Genomic DNA, 17,958 nt, shown 5'->3' with positions numbered 1-17,958 from the left:
TGAGTTTAGTAACTTATAAAAGTGAAAGTGCTCGGTTGACTACCTTATAGTCGTCAAGAGGGTAATACATATACGTATACCAACTTGGGTGGAACCGCGAAGAGTACTCGTCCCATGATTTTCATGGGTCGAGTTTTTTTATTTTATACAAAAATTTCAAGGAGGTAAAAAGCATGATAAAAGTTACTTTAAAAGACGGATCTGTAAAGGAGTACGCTAAAGGTACAACTGTTATGGAAATAGCAAAAGCTATAAGTGAAGGTTTAGCTAGAAGTATAGTAGCTGCATCTGTTAATGGAGAAGTTGTGGGGTTAGACTTTGAAGTTAATGATGATTGCGAATTAAACTTATTTAAGTTTGATGATGCAGAAGGTAAGGATGTGTTTAGACATACATCAGCTCATATGCTAGCACAAGCTATAAAAAGATTATATCCAGAAGCTAAATTAGCTATAGGACCAAGTATAGAGAATGGATTCTATTACGATATAGATTTAGAGTATAGACTTACTCCTGAAGATTTAGAGAAAATAGAAGCTGAAATGAAAAAAATTGCTAAAGAAGATTTAGCTATAGAGAGATTTGAATTAAGTAGAGAAGAAGCAATTAAATTAATGGAAGAACAAGGGGAAAGCTATAAAGTAGAACTTATATCTGAATTACCAGAAGGTGAAGTTATATCATTCTACAAGCAAGGAGATTTTACAGATTTATGTAGAGGACCACACTTACCAACTACTAAAAAAGTTAAAGCTATAAAATTACAAAATGTAACTGGAGCTTATTGGCGTGGAGATGAAAAGAACAAGATGTTACAAAGAATATATGGAACATCTTTTGAAAAAAATAAAGATTTAGAGGCTCACTTACATTTATTAGAAGAGGCGAAGAAAAGAGATCATAGAAAATTAGGTAGAGAATTAGAATTATTCTTTATACCAGAAGAAGGACCAGGATTTCCATTATTCTTACCAAAGGGTATGGAACTTAAAAATGAATTATTAAAATTCTGGAGAGAGCTTCATAGACAAGATGGATATGTTGAAATAGAAACTCCAATAATATTAAATCAAAAATTATGGGAAACTTCAGGGCACTGGTATCACTACAAAGAAAATATGTACACTGTAGATATAGATGAACAACAATTTGCTATAAAACCAATGAACTGCCCAGGAGGTATGTTATACTACAACTTCAAGCAACATTCTTATAAGGACTTCCCTATGAGAGTTGCTGAGTTAGGAAGAGTTCATAGACATGAATTATCAGGAGCTTTAAATGGATTAAAGAGAGTTAGAGCATTTACTCAAGATGATGCGCATATATTCATGTTACCAAATCAAATAAAAGATGAAATAAAAGGTGTTGTTTCATTAATAGATAAAGTATATTCTGCATTTGGATTTGAATATCACTTAGAATTATCAACTAGACCAGAGGATTCTATGGGAACAGATGAAGAATGGGAAGCTGCTGAAAATGGATTAAGAGAAGCTTTAGAAGAATTAAATCTACCTTATGTAATAAATGAAGGAGATGGAGCGTTCTATGGCCCTAAGATAGACTTCCACTTAAAGGATTGCTTAGGAAGAACTTGGCAATGTGGAACTATACAATTAGATATGCAATTACCTCAAAGATTTGATATAAGTTATATAGGTGAAGATGGAGAAAAACATAGACCTGTTATGATACACAGAGTTGCATTAGGAAGTATAGAAAGATTTATAGGTATATTAATAGAGCATTATGCTGGTAAATTCCCAACTTGGATAGCTCCAGTTCAAGCTAAAATATTACTTGTATCTGACAGATTTAAAGAATATGCTGAAGAAGTTAAAAAAGCATTATTTGAAAAAGGTATAAGAGTTGAACTTGATGATAGAGCAGAAAAAATAGGTTACAAGATAAGAGAAGCTCAACTTGAAAAAGTTCCTTATATGTTAATAGTTGGAGAAAAAGAATTAAATGAAAATAAAGTATCTGTAAGATCTAGAGATAATGGTGAAATGGGAGCTATGGATGTAGAAGAATTTATAGCTAATGTATTAAAAGAAGTAGAAGAAAGAACTAATGTAATACAAGCATAATAAAAAAGTTAGCCTAATGGCTAACTTTTTTTATTGTAAAATATCTATACGCACTCTTTCCTTATTATATCTTTAAGTTCTTCATGAGTCATAGTTTCTTTATCAAATAAATGTTTAGAGACTAAATGCAAATCATTTAAATTAGAATTTAGTAAATCTAGAGTTTCTTTATAGCAAGAATCTATAATGCTAGTAGTTTCCTCTTGGATTTTACTTGATAAAAAGTTTTTCTGATTAGCATCAAGAGTTATAGCTCCTAAATTACTCATACCATAATCACAAACCATTTGAGTTGCTATATCTGTAACTTTTTTTAAGTCATCTTTTGCTCCTGTAGATTTATGACCAAAGATTATTTCTTCAGCAGCTTTTCCTGCAAGTAAGATTTTAATCTTACCTAACAGTTCTTCTTTTGTATATATATATCTATCTTCATCAGGAAGTTGAAGAACATATCCAAGGGCTTGACCTCTTGGAATTATAGAAATTTTTTGTATTGGATTTATTCCCAGGAAGTTGCTTATCAATGCATGACCAGCTTCATGATAGGAAACAATACGCTTTTCTTTTTCTATAAGTTTAGCATTTTTAGATTCAAGACCTGCTATAACTCTTTCTATTGCTTTATCAAAATGAATACTATTTATTATTTTACTATTATCTCTAACTGCAAATATTGCTGCTTCATTAGCTATATTAGCTAAGTGAGCTCCATTAAATCCATGCGTTTTTTTAGCTAATAAATCTAAATCAACAGAACTATCTATAGGTTTATTTTTAGTATGGACTTTTAAAATTTCAAAACGAGTATGATAGTTAGGGTCTCCTATGTGAATGTGTCTATCGAATCTACCGGGTCTAAGTAAAGCATCATCTAATAAATCTAGCCTATTTGTTGATCCAACTATAATTACATTTGAATCTTTATTAAATCCATCCATTTCTACTAATAATTGATTTAGGGTTTGGTCCTTTTCATTATTACTTTCTAAGTGTCTCTTAGCACCTATAGCGTCTATTTCGTCTATAAATATTATACTTGGAGAATCTTTTCTTGCCTTTTCAAATAAAGTTCGAACCCTTTTAGCACCAACACCAACATATTTTTCTACGAATTCAGAACCTGTTACATTAAAAAATGATGCATTTGTTTCACCGGCCATCGCAGAAGCTAGTAAGGTTTTTCCTGTTCCAGGAGGCCCATAAAATAAAACACCTTTAGGTATTTTAGCACCCATTTTTTTATACTTGTCAGGATTTTTCATAAAATCAACTATTTCAAAAAGCTCTTCTTTAACTTCATCCAATCCGGCTACATCATTAAATGTTGTTTTGGGTTTAGTTGAATCTGAGTTATCGTTAGAAGTTTCTTTTTCTATTTTTGTCTGATTAAACGCGGGAGCTGGGTTATTAATTTTTTTTAAAAAATTATCTAGCATTTTCATAGTCAAACACCTCAGTTATAAAAATTGTTGTTACTACATATATTTTCCGATTTTCAAATTAATATTATTAAAATTTTTATTTTGTGATTTAAAAATTTTGAATTTATTAAAAGTATAACCATAAATTAAATAATTAATTAATAAAATAGAAAAAATAATTGACATAAATTAAAATAAATGATATATTGTATAAAGTAATGAAAAACAAGAAGAAGTCCGCTTCTCACCTTGCGACAATTGTAGTTAGTAAGGTAAATATAAGTTAGTAATTTAGAGTAGTTTATTAATTGTGATAACTTATATGGCGGATGATGATATCATTCGCCTTTTTTAATATAAAATTGGAGGTGTCCTACTATTAGTAAGGAATTAGCAATCAATGATCAAATAAGAGATAATGAAATAAGAGTTCTTTCAGAAACTGGTGAGCAACTTGGAATAATGTCTTCTAGAGATGCGCAATTAATGGCGAACAACAAGAATTTAGATTTAGTTAAAATATCACCTAATGCAACTCCGCCAGTATGTAAGATAATGGATTACGGTAAATATAAATATGAGCAAGCTAGAAAAGAAAAAGAATCTAAGAAAAAACAGAAGATTGTAACTGTTAAAGAAGTTAGATTAAGACCAGGTATAGAGCAAAATGACTTAAACACAAAGGCTAACAATGCTATAAAGTTCCTTAAAAAAGGAGATAAAGTTAAAGTTGAGCTTAGATTCAGAGGTAGAGAGTTAGGTCATAAAGACTTAGGAAAAAAAGTAATGCTTGAATTCATAGAACTAGTAAAAGAGTTTGGAGAACCAACAAAAGCCCCAGCATTTGAGGGTAATAATATGGTTGTAATGATAGATCCAAAAAAATAGATATATATTTGAGAGGAGGATATTAATATGCCTAAAATGAAAACTCACAGAGGAGCAGCTAAGAGATTCAAAAAAACTGCTAGTGGAAAATTAAAGAGAGCTAAAGCTTTCAGAAGACATATACTAACTAAGAAGGATGCTAAGACTAAAATGCAATTAAGAAAGTCTGGAGTAGTTAGTGAAGGAGATGCTAGAAGAATAGCACAATTATTACCATACTTATAAGATTAAGATCGAAGAAAAAATAGATGAAATTTAATTAAACGAAGAGAGAAACGAAGGAGGTTACGACGATGGCAAGAGTTAAAAAAGCTATGAACGCTCGTAAGAAGCATAAGAAAATATTAAAACTTGCAAAAGGTTTTAGAGGATCAAGAAGTAAATTATACAGACCAGCTAACGAGTTTGTTATGAAAGCATTAAAGCATGCTTATGTTGGTAGAAAATTAAAGAAGAGAGATTTCAGAAAACTTTGGATACAAAGAATAAACGCAGCTACTAGAGCTAACGGAATGTCTTATTCAAGATTCATGAACGGATTAAAATTAGCAGGTGTTGAAGTTAACAGAAAAATGTTATCTGAAATGGCTATAAACGATCCTCAAGGATTCGCTAAATTAGTAGAAGTTGCTAAATCAAAATTAGCTTAATTTAAATAAAAACTCTGAGTAATTACTCAGAGTTTTTTTATTTTAAAGTAAATTATAATAAAAAAATATTTTTAAAATTGCAAATTTAAATTTTAATGTAGATATATTCAAAAACTAAGTATATAATGTAATTTATTATTATTATAAGTGTAATAATAGAAGATAGTATTTAAAAAACAATACTTAAGATATACAGGAGGAAATAAAGTAGGTGAAAGAGTTTATTTCAAATATAAAAAAACCAATTAATAAATTAAATCCACCTCAAATAATGGTCATTGGATTTGCCACTGTTATATTAATAGGAGCAATATTACTTACATTACCTATTGTTAGTAATAATGGGCTAGCTACTCCTTTTGTAGATGCATTATTTACGGCTACTTCTGCTGTATGTGTAACAGGTTTAGTAGTGGTAGACACGGCTACACATTGGAATTTATTTGGGCAAATTATAATAATTATTTTGATTCAAGTTGGTGGGCTTGGATTTATGACTATAACCACATTATTTGCACTAATTACTAAGAAAAGAATTAACTTAAAAGAAAGACTTCTTATACAAGAAGCATTAAACCAAATAGACCTATCAGGATTAGTTAAATTAACTAGATATGTTTTATTAATGACATTTATAATAGAAGGAACAGGTGCGTTAATACTATCCACTGTTTTTATACCTGAATTTGGATTTGTAAAAGGGACTTGGTTTAGTGTTTTTCATGCTATTTCAGCATTTTGTAATGCAGGATTTGATTTAATGGGAACTGTTAGTGGGCCATTTACATCTATAACTAGATATGTAAATAATACAACAGTGAGTTTATGTATAGCAGCATTAATAATACTAGGAGGGATAGGATTCCCTGTGATTTTAGATGTTGTAAAAAACAAGAAAATATCTAAACTAAATATACATTCAAAGGTAGTGTTAATAACTACTGCAGCATTAGTAATAATAGGAATGATATTTATGTTTTTTATAGAGTACTCTAATACAAAAACACTGGGAAATCTTTCATTAAAAGGAAAATTGTTAAGTGCACTATTCCAATCTGTTACTCCAAGAACTGCAGGATTTAATACTATAGATTTAACTGCCATGCATCAAGGTAGCATGTTTATAATGATTATACTAATGTTTATAGGTGCATCACCTTGTTCCACTGGTGGTGGGACAAAAACTACAACACTTGCTACTATAATACTAGCTGTAAGAAGCTTTATATTTGAAAAAGATGATATAGAGGTATTCGAAAGAAGAGTAGGATTAGGAGCTGTAAGAAAATCTATAGGAATTTTCTTTATAGGAATATCAGTAGTTATTGTAGGTATATTAATTATAAATTTAAGTCAAGACTCTTTTGATTTAATAGAGTCAGCCTTTGAAGTAGTTTCAGCATTTGCAACCGTAGGTTCAAGTATAGGAGGAAGTCCTAACTTAAATACATTTGGTAAAATTGTTATAATGTTGTATATGTTTATGGGAAGAGTTGGATTTTTAACTATATTTATAGCCTTAGTAGCTAAAAATAATGTTAAAAAACAAGTTATAAGATTCCCAGAAGGTAAAATTATAGTAGGATAAAAGATTAGGAGAGAATAAATATGAAACAATATATAGTTATAGGTTGTGGAAGATTTGGATCATCAGTGGCAACAACAATGCATTTATTAGGTCATCAAGTAATGGCTATAGATAAAAATGATGATGCTGTTCAAGCTATATCAGAAAAGGTGACACATGCAGCTATAGTTGATGTTACGGATGAACAAGCATTAAGAGCTTTAGGTATGGGAAACTTTGATGTAGCTATAATAGCTATAGGTTCAGATATAAGAGCATCCATAATGGCAACTTTAATAGCTAAAGAAATGGGTGTAGAGCAAATAGTATGTAAAGCTAAAGATGAACTTCAGGCTAAAGTTTTATATAAAATTGGTGCCGATAGAGTAGTATTCCCTGAACGCGATATGGGAGTTAGAGTTGCACACAATTTAGTCTCAAATAATATATTAGATCATATAGAATTAGATCCAGATTATTCTATAGTTGAGATTGTAACTCCAAAGGAATGGGAAGGAAAAACTTTAATAGACTTAGATTTAAGAGCTAAATATGAAATAACAGTTTTAGCTATAAAGTGCGGAAAGAGTATAAATGTAACACCATCTCCAGAAGAAGAACTAAAAGCTGGAAGTATATTAGTTGTTATAGGTCAAAATAGTAAAATTAGTACAATAACAGCAGATAATGATTTTTCATTTAGGAGAAAATAAAAAATGATAATAACTATAACTAGTAAAGATAATGAAAAAGTAAAATTAACTAAATCACTTTTAAAAAGTAAAAATAGAAATAAAGAGTCTAAGTTCTTAATAGAAGGATTTAGAATTATGACTCAGGCAATAGACTGTGGGGCTGATTTACAATATGTTTTTATAAATGAAAACTTTGAAAATAAAAAAGAACATATTGATTTCTTAAAGGTTTTAGAATCTAAAAACATTGTAATATATAAAACTACTAATAAGATATTTTCTGATTTTATAGACACGGAAAATACTCAAGGAATAGTAGGAGTAGTTGGAATAAAAGAAAATAAAATAGAAGAAATTTTAAATGACGAGTGTAGATTTGTATTAATATTAGATAGAATACAAGATCCTGGGAATATGGGGACTATAATAAGAACTGCAGATGCAGCTGGAGTAGATGCCATAATAAATTTAAAAGGATGCGTTGATATTTATAATAGCAAAGTAACAAGATCAACTATGGGTTCTATATTTGATATGAAAATAATTAATATGAATCAAGAAGATGCATTAAAGGAATTAAAAATTAGAAAATTTGATATAGTATCAAGTTATTTAAATACAGACAATTTTTATGATAAAGTAGAATATAATTATAAAACAGCACTTGTTATAGGAAATGAAGCTAATGGAGTTAATGATGAACTTATAAAGGAATCTGATACATTAGTAAAAATACCTATATATGGGAAGGCAGAATCTCTTAATGCTGCTATAAGTTCTGCAATATTGATGTATGAAATAAAAAAATACATGGTATAATAGACCTGTATTGAAAAAATATACTATATATGATATAATCTACAATCAAAAGTTATATATTTTAAATACTATGAAAGAGAAGAGTATTTTAATTAAACTTAGTACAGAGATAAGTGCCTAGGCTGAAAGTACTTTCTAAGAAATTAAGAGAAGTTCGCTCTGGAGTATCATATCTGAAGATATAGTAGGATATGACGTTATAAAACGCGTTAAGTTTTTCGAGTGGTTTGATTCATCTTATGAATTTAAACTACTAGGGTGGTACCGCGAAATAATAGTCTTTCGTCCCTAGATAGGGATGAAGGGCTTTTTTTAATATAAAATTTACAGTGAAAGGGTGACTATAGTGCAAGAAAAATTACTTAATTTACAAGAAGCAGCGTTAAGTGAAATAAAAGACATGCAAGATATAGAACAAGTAGAGTCTTTAAGAGTTAAGTACTTAGGAAAAAAAGGTGAAATAACAGCTATATTAAAAGAAATGGGTAAATTATCAGCTGAAGAAAGACCTGTAATAGGTAAGGTTGCTAACGAAGTTAGAGAGGCTATAAATGATGCTATAACTAGTAAGAAAGAAGAATTAAAAAGTATAGAAAAGCAAAGAAAGTTAGCAGAGGAAGTTTTAGATGTAACTATGCCAGCTAAAGAATTTAGAGTAGGAAAAAAACATCCTATATCTCAAATAATAGATGAAGTAAGTGATATATTCATAGGAATGGGATTCTCTATATCAGAAGGTCCAGAAGTTGAAACAGTTGCAAATAACTTTGATGCATTAAATGCTCCAAAGGATCATCCATCAAGAGATATGAGTGATACTTTTTATATAAATGAAGAGTTATTACTTAGAACTCAAACTTCTCCAGTTCAAGTTAGAACTATGAAAAATGAAGAATTACCAATAAAAATAATATCTCCAGGTAGATGTTTTAGATTTGATGCACCAGATGCAACACATTCACCAATGTTCCATCAAATAGAAGGACTTGTAGTTGGTAAGGATGTTACAATGGCTCAATTAAAAGGAACATTAGATATGTTTGTTAAGAAGTTATTTGGAGAACATACAAAAACTAAATTTAGACCTCATAACTTCCCATTTACAGAGCCAAGTGCAGAAGTAGATGTTACTTGCTTTAAATGTAATGGAGCAGGATGTCCAATGTGTAAAGGTGAAGGATGGATAGAAATATTAGGAGCTGGTATGGTACATCCAAATGTACTTAGAAACTGTGGAATAGATCCAGAAGTTTACAGCGGATTTGCTTTTGGTATGGGACTTGATAGAATAACAATGCTTAAGTATGAAATAGATGATATAAGATTATTATTTGAAAATGATATGAGATTTTTAAATCAATTTTAATTAGGAGGAATTAATATGTTAGTACCTTTAAAATGGCTTAGAGACTACGTTGATATAGATAGAGAAACTCAAGAATTTGCTGATATGATGACTATGACAGGATCAAAAGTTGAAAAAGTAGAATTCTTTGGAAAAGAAACTAATGGAGTGGAAGTATGTAAAATACTTGAAATAGAACAGCATCCAGATGCAGACAGATTAAAAGTTACTAAAGTTGAGGTTGCAGATGGTCAAATACTTCAGATAGTAACAAATGCAACTAATATAAAAGTTGGAGATTTTGTTCCTGTTGCTAGAATAGGTGCAGTTTTACCTGGTGACTTTAAAATCAAAAAAGGTAAATTAAGAGGCGTATTATCAGAAGGAATGTTCTGTGGAGCTGAAGAACTTACTATACCTTCTCAATATGTTGAAGAATATAAAAAAGATGGAATATATATACTAGATCATCAAGATTCTTTTGAATTAGGTATGGATGTAAGAGAATCTCTAGGAATAAATGATGCTTTAATAGAGTTTGAAATAACTTCAAATAGACCAGATTGCAGATCTATATTAGGAATAGCTAGAGAAGCTGCAGTTACTTTAGGAAAAGAATTAAAATTCCCAGAAATAAAAGTAAATGGATCAGATGAAGAAATGAGCTTTGAAATAGATGTTCAAACTGATTTATGTAAAAGATATTGTGGAAAAGTTGTAAAAGATGTTAAGGTAGGTCCTTCTCCATATTGGATGCAAAGAAGACTTATAGAAGCAGGTATGAGACCAATAAATAACATTGTAGATATTACAAACTACGTTATGTTAGAGTTAGGTCAACCACTACATGCTTTTGACTTAGAAGATATAAAATATGATAAAATGACAGTTAGGTTAGCTAAAGAAGATGAAAAATTCACAACTTTAGATGGGGTTGAAAGAACATTAACATCTGATATGCTTGTTATAGGGAATAAAGATAAAACTTTAGACTTAGCAGGGATAATGGGTGGAGAAAACTCAGAAGTAAAAGATACAACTACATCTATATTTATAGAAGGTGCAAGTTTTGCTAAAGAAAATATAAGAGCTACATCTAAAAAATTAGGATTAAGAACAGAAGCGTCATCTAGATTTGAAAAAGGAATAGATGTAAACTTAACAGAAGTTGCTGTAAACAGAGCATGTCAATTAATAGAAGAATTAGGATGTGGTAGAGTTCTTAATGGAATGTTAGATTACTATCCTAAAAAGGAAGAAGTACAAAAGATAACAGTTAATCCAGAAAGAATAAATAGATTATTAGGTGTTAATGTGCCTATGGATCAATTCTTAAATATATTAGAAAGATTAGAGTTTAAATGTAACTTAAAATCTTCTGATAAATTAGAATTAGAAGTTCCAAGTTTTAGATTAGATATAACAGAAGATGCTGATATATTAGAAGAAATAGCTAGAATACATGGATATGACAATATACCTTCAGCTACATTAGAAGGAAATGCTACAGCTGGAGTTAAAACAGAAAATCAAAAGTTTATAGATAAAATAAAATCAAACTCTATTGCTGTTGGACTAAATGAAATACTAACATATTCATTTGTAAGCCCTAAAGGCGTAGATAAAATTAACTTAGATGAAAATGATGAAAAAAGAGAGTTTGTTAAAATAATGAATCCATTAGGAGAAGAAACTTCTGTAATGAGAACTACATTAATTCCTAATATGCTAGATGTGATTTCAACAAACTTATCTCATAAAGTTGAGGATGTTTATGCATTTGAATGTGGAAATACATTTAGACCACAAGAAGGATTACCAGTAGAAACTAAAAAGTTATCTATAGGAATGTATGGAAAAGATGTAGATTTCTTTGCATTAAAAGGTGCTGTAGAAACTATATTAAATAATGTTGGATTCAGTGGATATGAAATAGAACCTGAAACTAAAAATTTAACATTCCACCCTGGAAGATGTGCTAAATTAGTGTATAATAATATATGTATAGGTGTATTTGGAGAATTACATCCAGATGTACTTGAAAACTACGATTTAAATCAAAGAGTGTACATTGCTGAAATTAATGTAGACTTAGTATTTGAGAACTTAAATAACGCTAAGGTATATAATCCATTACCAAAATATCCTGCAACTACAAGAGATATAGCTTTATTAGTAAAGGATGAAGTATTTGTTAAGCAAATAGAAGATATTATAAAAGCAAATGGAGAAGATATATTAGAAAGCTATCAATTATTTGATGTTTATAAAGGAGCTCAAATAGAAGAAGGACATAAATCTATAGCATACTCAATAACATATAGAAGTAAAGATAAAACTTTAACAGATGAAGAAGTAGCAAAAGTTCATGATAAAATAGTAAGTGAACTAAGTGAAAGGCTAAATGCGAATTTAAGATCAAACTAATAAAGATAAAAGTAGGGGGGGGTTAGGATGAACAAAGTCACAGTAAAGATACATGGATCTGAATATCCTATGGTATCTGAAAAATCTAAAGACTATATGATAAAAATAGCACATTACGTAGATGAAGAAATGAGCAGAATTTCAGAAGCAAATCCATTGCTTAGTACATCTCAAGTAGCTATTTTATCAGCTTTAACTGTTACTGACTTACTATTTGAATGTTCAGAAGAAAATGATAAGCTAAGTAAAGCAAATGAAGAATTAGCTAAAAAAGCAGAAAAACCTAACCAAGAAGTTCAACTAGAAATGAAAAAAATAAAGTTAGAACTTGATAATAGAGTTGAAGAACTTGGTAAAAAACAATCTGAGATAGATGCTTTAAAATCAGAATTAGATAATAAAGCAAATAACGTAGAAGAAATAAATTTACTTAAGAAAGAAATAGAAGAACTGAAGAATAATTTAGATGAAGCTAATGAAAAAACAGAGATAGCTGAAAAATTAGCTTCAGATTTTCAAAATAAATTATATGATTTACAGTTGAAGAACATAGAATTAGAACAAGAGTTAAATTATATAAAAGCTTCAGGTAAACTTTTAAAATAATGGTATACTTAAAAACCTTCAGGAAAAATAACCTGAAGGTTTTAGTTTTTAATGACTAACAAGGAGGTAATTATGAATACAGAATTACTAGCGCCTGTAGGTAGTTTTGATGCATTGAAGGCAGCCGTTCAAAACGGAGCAAATGCAGTTTATCTAGGTGGAAAAGAATTTAGTGCTAGAGCATCCGCTAACAATTTTGATAGGGAAGAACTAAAAGAAGCCGTTAGATATGCTCATATAAGAAATGTAAAAGTATTTGTAACTGCAAATACACTTATAAAGCAAAATGAAATAGATGATTTTTTAGAATATATAAAATACTTATATGATATAGATATTGATGCAGTTATACTTCAAGATATAGGTATGGCTAAACTAATAAAATCTATGCTTCCAGATTTTGAATTACATGCAAGTACTCAGATGGTAGCTCATTCTCTTGAAGATACACTATATCTTCAAGGGATTGGATTTGATAGAGTAGTTTTAGCAAGAGAACTTAACATAGATGAAATTGAACATATATGTAAAAATAGCGATGTAGATATAGAGATATTCGTACATGGAGCATTATGTGTTTGTTACTCTGGACAATGTTTAATGAGTAGTATGTTAGGTAATAGATCTGGAAATAGAGGTAGATGTGCACAACCATGCAGACAAAAATATGAACTAATAGATATAAACTCTGGGGAAGTGATAAATACAGATGGAGAGTATTTATTAAGTCCTAGAGATTTAAATACAATAGAAGAAATAGATAGAATAATAGATGCTGGAGTTCACTCTCTAAAAATAGAAGGTAGAATGAAAAGGCCTGAGTATGTAGGTACTGTAATAAAAAGCTATAGAGAGACTATAAATAAATACGTGGATGAAAATAAAGTAGTAGTTTCTAATGATACTATTAATGACTTGTACACTATATTCAATAGAAAATTTACAAAAGGGTACTTATTAGGTGAAGTTGGAGAGTCTATAATGAATTCAAATAGACCTAATAATGTAGGACTTTACATTGGTAAGGTAGTAGATTACAATAGGAAAGCTAAGCGTCTAAAAATAATGCTAGAAAATACTCTTAAAAAAGGTGACGGCATAAATTTAGGGGGAGGAACTATAGGAAGAATAATAAAATCAAATAATCAAATAAGTGATAGAGGAGAAAAGGGAGAACTTATAGAACTTGATTTTATAGGAGAGGCTAAAAAAGGACAAATTGTATATAAAACATCAGATAGTGATCTTTTAAATACAGTTAAAAAGACTTTTGAAGAAGATATAGAAAATATAAAAATTCCTATAGATGCAAAAATTACATTGAAGTTAGGTGAATCTCCAGTATTAACATTAAATGATAAAAGTGGAAATTCTATATCTGTTAAAGGCGACAAAACCATTGAAGAAGCAATAAAAGTTGCACTAAGCAAAGAAAAAGTTATATCTCAAATTGGAAAATTAGGAAATACAACTTATATATTAGATAATATAGATGTAGATATAGATGACAATATTAGTTTACCTATAAGTATTTTAAACCAATTAAGAAGAGAAGCAATTGAAAAACTTAATGAAGAAAGAATATATATAAAAGATAGATTATATAAAAACGTAAAAATAGAATATAAGCCTAAAGTTCAAACAAGAAATAAAGATATAAAACTTAGAGTTAAAGTAAAAAATATAGAGCAGCTAAAAGCTGTGATAGGATATAACTTAGATGCTATTTATTATGAAGATATAAATACATTAAATGAAGCAATTGAAATTACTAATAACAAAGTAAAGATTATATATTCATTGCCTAGAATACTTAGAAATAAAGATTATAAAATTTTAAATAAGTTAAGTGACAAAAATATATCAGTACAGGTTGGAAATTTAGGTAGTATAAATTTATTCAAAAATAATGAATTATATATAGATAGCTATTTAAATGTGTTTAATAGCGAAACTATAAAACATTATAGTAGTGAAGGTGCAAATACAGTATGTATATCACAAGAGTTGAATTTAACTGAAATTAAAGAGATGTTAAACTACTCTGATTTAGATATAGAAAGTATTGCTTATGGATATACACCACTTATGATTAGTGAATACTGCCCTATGGGTGTTTTAATCAGAGATTGCAAAAAAGATAAAAGAAGTTCTATATGCAATAAGAGTATGTATGCTTTAAAAGACGGAAAAGATGAAGTATTTAGACTTTCTCAAGATGTATTTTGTAGAACTAGTATATATAATTCTAAACCTATATGTATACTAGAAGATCTATATGAACTAAAAAAATCTAATATAAACATATTTAGATTAGATTTTACATTAGAAGATTCAGAACAAATAAAAGATGTTATAGAAGCTTTTGAAGAATCAATAGAAAATGATTTTTCTATTGGAGAAAAATCTAAAGAGTTATATAGAAAATTAGATAAAACAGGTTTTACAAGTGGACACTATTATAAGGGTGTTGAATAGATTTTATAAAAAATATAGGGTGTATATTGCACCCTATATTTTTTATTTATAAATCTTAAGAAAAAATTAAGATTTATATAGTAAATATTTTAAGAAAAATAAATTAAAATAGATATTGAGTAGTTTTTTAAGAGTAGGATATTTAAGTATAAAGACAAACTCTATATGTTTTATTTTGTTTTTAGAAATAATAATTTGAGATAATGTTAAAAATAGTACTAAAAATAATTAACTTACAATTATGTAAGTAGATTTTACAAATTAAATTTTATACAATTATATAAAATGAGGTATAATATAAGTTACTGGGTAAATAAAACATGTAAAAAAATGTAAAAAAATGTATAGATAAATTGTTTTTTAGGTAAAAAGTAAAAGGAGGGATTACTATATGAATAAGCATAAATTGCTAAAATGGATAAAGATAGTTTTTGCCTTAGCAATTTTCATTATAGTAATGAAAGAGTTTAAGAATGTATTTGCATCCTTTGATATGACAATTTTAAAAAGGTATGCAGATAAACTAACTATATCAAACTTGCTAATTATAGCAGCACTAGGTATGATTTCATACTTACCATTAAGTTTTTATGATTTTATACTTAAAAAGAGAGTGGGAATAAAATTAAATAACAAAAAGCTATACAAATATTCACTGATAGCTAGTTCTATAGCTAGTATAGCTGGATTTGGAGGAAGTACAGCTATAGCTTTAAAAACTAATTTTTATAAAGATCATGTAAAAGATACGAAATTATTAGTAAAAGAAATAACAAAAATAGTTGCACTTAATTTAACTGGATTTTCTATGGTTTGTTTTATTTATGTGATAACTAATTTTTCGGATGTAAGACTTGATAAGTTTGTAAGTATAATGACCGTTTTAATAAGTACATACTTTCCTATTTTATCAATATATTTAATATTTAAATTTATAAAAGGTTCTCAAGAGGAAAAGGCAGATATAAAAGATTCAGTCCAAGTTATGGCTATATCAGCATTAGAATGGGCAACAACTATATTTTTAATATATAGTATTATGAGAATTTTAGGAGAACCAGTTTCTATAGCTAAATTTTTACCTATATTTGTGGTAGCTATAGTTGCAGCAATAGTTAGTATGGCTCCTGGAGGAATTGGATCATTTGATATAACATTATTGTTAGGATTAAAAGCATTAGGAGTTTCTCCTGAGAAGGTATTATTAGCTATATTTTTATATAGGGTATCTTACTACATAATACCACTTATATTAGGACTTATATTATATGCACAAGATTATTTTGAGCATTTAGATGAAGAAGTTAAAGATATAATAACAACTACTTTGTCAAAGATAGCACATATAATAATTATTTTGCTAGTCTTATTATCTGGAGTTAGTTTATTAATTTCTGAAGCCTCTCCTGATTTGGCAAAGAAATTTTATATAGTAAATAAATTTTCATATTTTTCAGTAGTTCATATTCCTCAAAGAATATCTATAATAATAGGATTTTTATTAATTGCTGTATCAAGAGTAATGACTTATAAATCAAAAGGAATATATAAAATAACATTAGTATTAATAACAGGAGCGGTATTGTTAACACTAGTAATGGATCCAAACTATTATAGAAGTATATACCTAATTATAGTAGCATTACTTATTTGGGCTAGTAAGAAGCAATTTTACAGAGAAAGTTTCGTTATGAGATGGGGAGTATTTGCTCAAGATGTAATCTTAATGATTTCTTTCTTAATATTATATATATACACAGTTTATGCTAATCTTAATGGAAAGATAGGTAAGCTTCCTATTGCTAACTATAAGATACAATCTATAAAGCATTATGGAGCATCTTTATTAGGATTTAGTATATGTGGTTTCTTGATTGCACTATTTTTACTTTGGATGTTATATAGAATAAATAAAGATAATGATTTTCCAAGAAGAACTTTAGATGAGTATCAAAATGAAGTCACAGATATAATAAATAAGTTCGGAGGATCACCAGTAATACACTATGTATATTTAAAGGATAAATTTGTATATATAAATGAATCAAAAGATGTACTTTTACAATATCAAATATCTGCTAATAAAATAATAATACTTGGAAACCCTGTAGGGAATAAGGAAAAAATATTTGAAACTATTCAAGAGTTTTATAATTTAGCAGATTTATATGGATATGTACCGGTATTTACAGCAATAGATAAAACTATGATGCCAGACTTACATGAAACAGGGTATGAATTTATGAAGTTAGGTGAAGATGCATTAGTTGATTTAAAGAAGTTTACGTTAGAAGGCAGAAAAATGAAAAGTGTAAGGAATGCCATATCTAGAGTTGAAAAAGAAGGATATACATTTGAACTTATAAAGCCTCCATTTTCAGAAAGTTTCTTTGAAGAGTTAAAAGCAGTTTCGGATGAATGGTTAGATGGTAGACATGAAAAAGGATTCTATATAGGATTCTTTGATAAAGAATACTTAAGTAAGCAACCAATTGCTATAGTAAGAAATAAAGATAATGAAATAAAAGGCTTTAGTAATTTAATGCCTATGTATGATAATGATCAGACATTATCAATTGATTTAATGAGATTTTCTCACGATACATGTAATGGTATAATGGACTTTATATTCGTTAATTTATTTAAGTGGGGTCAAGAAGAAGGCTATTCAAGATTTAATATGGGAATGGCACCTTTATCAAATGTCGGAAGGTCCAAATATTCATTTTTATCAGAAAAAGTAGCTTCTCAGATTTATTCTCATGGACAAAACTTCTATTCGTTTGAAGGGCTTAAGAAATTTAAAGAAAAGTACTGTGATATATGGGAAGGTAAGTATATGGCTTACAGAAAAAAAACTTCAATACTTACGACTGCAGTACAGATAATAATAGTAGCAGAAAAACCTATAAACAAATCTATAAGTAAATAATTGAAATAAAAAAAACTCCTCTGAATTTCAGAGG

Annotated in this window: 13 protein-coding genes and 2 other annotated features (1 of these 15 cut by a window edge); of the genes, 12 read left to right on the top strand and 1 reads right to left on the bottom strand. The window is 28.6% G+C overall.

Annotated features, from left to right (window positions below; translation table 11 throughout):
• Nucleotides 1–118 (top strand) — a binding site (T-box leader); it begins 106 nt to the left of the window's first position.
• Between the two features lie 55 nt (nucleotides 119–173).
• Nucleotides 174–2,093: a threonine--tRNA ligase gene (gene thrS / locus ATCC9714_RS14520; RefSeq protein WP_057545718.1), complete on the top strand. Its 1,920-nt coding sequence runs from the start codon at nucleotides 174–176 to the stop codon at nucleotides 2,091–2,093.
• 44 nt (nucleotides 2,094–2,137) lie between these two features.
• On the opposite strand, the gene ATCC9714_RS14515 is transcribed toward thrS, so the two are convergent.
• On the bottom strand, nucleotides 2,138–3,538 hold the full coding sequence (locus ATCC9714_RS14515; protein ID WP_057545719.1) for an ATP-dependent metallopeptidase FtsH/Yme1/Tma family protein: 1,401 nt from the start codon (nucleotides 3,536–3,538) through the stop codon (nucleotides 2,138–2,140).
• 357 nt (nucleotides 3,539–3,895) lie between these two features.
• Between ATCC9714_RS14515 and infC the strand changes: the two genes are divergently transcribed.
• The 11 genes from infC to mprF all read left to right on the top strand — a co-directional run bounded on the left by infC (nucleotide 3,896) and on the right by mprF (nucleotide 17,924).
• On the top strand, nucleotides 3,896–4,405 hold the full coding sequence (infC, locus tag ATCC9714_RS14510; protein WP_075809329.1) for a translation initiation factor IF-3: 510 nt from the start codon (nucleotides 3,896–3,898) through the stop codon (nucleotides 4,403–4,405).
• A 27-nt stretch (nucleotides 4,406–4,432) separates the two neighbouring features.
• Nucleotides 4,433–4,630, top strand: a complete 198-nt coding sequence (gene rpmI / locus ATCC9714_RS14505) for a 50S ribosomal protein L35 (protein ID WP_021127691.1) — start codon at nucleotides 4,433–4,435, stop codon at nucleotides 4,628–4,630.
• Nucleotides 4,631–4,698: 68 nt separating this feature from the next.
• On the top strand, nucleotides 4,699–5,055 hold the full coding sequence (rplT, locus tag ATCC9714_RS14500; protein WP_021122342.1) for a 50S ribosomal protein L20: 357 nt from the start codon (nucleotides 4,699–4,701) through the stop codon (nucleotides 5,053–5,055).
• Between the two features lie 211 nt (nucleotides 5,056–5,266).
• On the top strand, nucleotides 5,267–6,643 hold the full coding sequence (locus ATCC9714_RS14495; RefSeq protein ID WP_021127692.1) for a TrkH family potassium uptake protein: 1,377 nt from the start codon (nucleotides 5,267–5,269) through the stop codon (nucleotides 6,641–6,643).
• Nucleotides 6,644–6,663: 20 nt separating this feature from the next.
• Entirely contained in the window at nucleotides 6,664–7,335 is a 672-nt protein-coding gene (locus ATCC9714_RS14490) for a potassium channel family protein (protein WP_021122345.1), read from the top strand.
• 3 nt (nucleotides 7,336–7,338) lie between these two features.
• Entirely contained in the window at nucleotides 7,339–8,136 is a 798-nt protein-coding gene (locus ATCC9714_RS14485; RefSeq protein ID WP_081013672.1) for a TrmH family RNA methyltransferase, read from the top strand.
• Nucleotides 8,137–8,197: 61 nt separating this feature from the next.
• Nucleotides 8,198–8,429 (top strand) — a binding site (T-box leader).
• A 53-nt stretch (nucleotides 8,430–8,482) separates the two neighbouring features.
• On the top strand, nucleotides 8,483–9,502 hold the full coding sequence (gene pheS / locus ATCC9714_RS14480) for a phenylalanine--tRNA ligase subunit alpha (RefSeq protein ID WP_057574385.1): 1,020 nt from the start codon (nucleotides 8,483–8,485) through the stop codon (nucleotides 9,500–9,502).
• Between the two features lie 15 nt (nucleotides 9,503–9,517).
• Nucleotides 9,518–11,908 (top strand): phenylalanine--tRNA ligase subunit beta, encoded by a 2,391-nt coding sequence (pheT, locus tag ATCC9714_RS14475; RefSeq protein ID WP_057545720.1) that lies wholly within the window; start codon nucleotides 9,518–9,520, stop codon nucleotides 11,906–11,908.
• A gap of 27 nt (nucleotides 11,909–11,935) precedes the next feature.
• On the top strand, nucleotides 11,936–12,514 hold the full coding sequence (zapA, locus tag ATCC9714_RS14470; RefSeq protein WP_021127696.1) for a cell division protein ZapA: 579 nt from the start codon (nucleotides 11,936–11,938) through the stop codon (nucleotides 12,512–12,514).
• Nucleotides 12,515–12,583: 69 nt separating this feature from the next.
• Nucleotides 12,584–14,992, top strand: coding sequence for a DUF3656 domain-containing U32 family peptidase (locus tag ATCC9714_RS14465; protein WP_155485758.1), 2,409 nt, complete (start codon nucleotides 12,584–12,586; stop codon nucleotides 14,990–14,992).
• 391 nt (nucleotides 14,993–15,383) lie between these two features.
• Complete coding sequence (gene mprF / locus ATCC9714_RS14460) at nucleotides 15,384–17,924, top strand: bifunctional lysylphosphatidylglycerol flippase/synthetase MprF (RefSeq protein ID WP_055332772.1); 2,541 nt, start codon at nucleotides 15,384–15,386, stop codon at nucleotides 17,922–17,924.
• The last annotated feature ends 34 nt before the right edge of the window (nucleotides 17,925–17,958 follow it).

The organism is Paraclostridium sordellii (assembly GCF_000953675.1).
Lineage (GTDB): Bacteria > Bacillota > Clostridia > Peptostreptococcales > Peptostreptococcaceae > Paraclostridium > Paraclostridium sordellii.
Note: the sequence above shows the minus strand (reverse complement) of the source record. Positions and strands in the feature narration are given on the sequence as shown.